Below are 1071 nucleotides of genomic sequence, written 5' to 3' on the forward strand. Positions count from 1 at the left end.
GCCGCCTCCCCCGTCCCGGTCGGCGGTGGAGGCCGCGGTGGCCGGCTTCGGGTTGAGCAGGCGCTCGGCGAGGTGGCCGAACAGCAGCCCGAAGGACGTCCAGAGGGTGAGTTGGATGGCCAGGGCAGCGAGGCGGAACTGCCACAGCAGGGTGGCCGAGAAGTCCTCGGGCACCTCGTTGACGGCGGGCAGGAAGGCGTAGGCGAGGCCGATGGCGACGGCGAAGCCGAGAATGGCCGTGACGGTCGCGTACCAGTTGCCCAGGCGCGGTGCGAGCCTCTTGCCGACGATCACCGCGGCGACCGCCAGCAGCACGCTGAGCGCCATCATCAGGAAGTACAGCGTGGTGCGCTTGCCGATGGTCTCCGGGTCGCCCACCGACGGCGGGTTGGCCGGGTACTTGAGGAACGGCACGACGTAGACCGCGACCAGCGCGACGCCGGACAGCAGGGCCGCCGTGGCGCGCGGGGAGAAGCGGCCGACCCGGCCGAGGGCGAAGCAGTAGGCGAGCGCGGCGAAGCCGCCCAGCGAGACGCCGTAGACGAGCACGCCGGTGGCCAGGCCCGCGGTGGACTGCAGGGACCGGCTGACGAGTTCCATCTCGGGCGCGCCCGCGGCGTGGGCGTCCTCGTAGGCGATCGCGGCGTCCACCCGGGGTTCACCGAGCAGGTAGGCGACGATCAGGGCGAGCAGGCCGGCACCGAGGCCGGCCAGCATGCCGCGGACGAGCAGGGATCTGACGTTTGCGGAGTTCACGGAGTCGGCCCCTGATCAGTGGCAGGGGAAGCCGAGCAGGTGGCGGCCGTCGTGCACCCACTCGTGCACGTCCTCGCCGGAGATGAGGGAGGTGGCGCCCTGCTCGGCGCCGACGAAGTAGATGAGGGCCATCAGCAGGATGCCGAAGAACACGGCCCAGGGCAGGATCGCCTTGACGGAGATGGGGGTGATTGCCGGTGCGGCAGCGGGGGCGATGGGGTGAGCCATGGCCGACCTCCTTTGGGGAACACGCGTCCCGTTCGATGGAGCACGGACGACGGGGGCGGGTCTGACTCACCGCCCCGGGACGTCACG

Annotated in this window: 2 protein-coding genes; both read right to left on the minus strand. The window is 71.5% G+C overall.

Going from position 1 to position 1071, the window contains the following annotated elements; genetic code table 11:
• A partial coding sequence (locus C2142_RS37470) for a CbtA family protein (protein WP_174315826.1) occupies positions 1 to 756 on the minus strand: 756 nt, incomplete at its 3' end.
• Positions 757 to 771: 15 nt separating this feature from the next.
• Positions 772 to 984 carry a CbtB domain-containing protein gene (locus C2142_RS37475; RefSeq protein WP_148647184.1) on the minus strand — a complete coding sequence of 71 codons (213 nt, stop codon included), beginning with the start codon at positions 982 to 984 and terminating at the stop codon, positions 772 to 774.
• Positions 985 to 1071 lie beyond the last annotated feature (87 nt).

Source organism: Streptomyces sp. CB01881 (genome assembly GCF_002953255.1).
Classification (GTDB): Bacteria; Actinomycetota; Actinomycetes; order Streptomycetales; family Streptomycetaceae; genus Kitasatospora.

Excerpts from the sequence above, each read along its gene's own strand:
- C2142_RS37475 (WP_148647184.1), bottom strand. The coding sequence starts at position 984 with ATGGCTCACCCCATCGCCCCCGCTGCCGCACCGGCAATCACCCCCATC.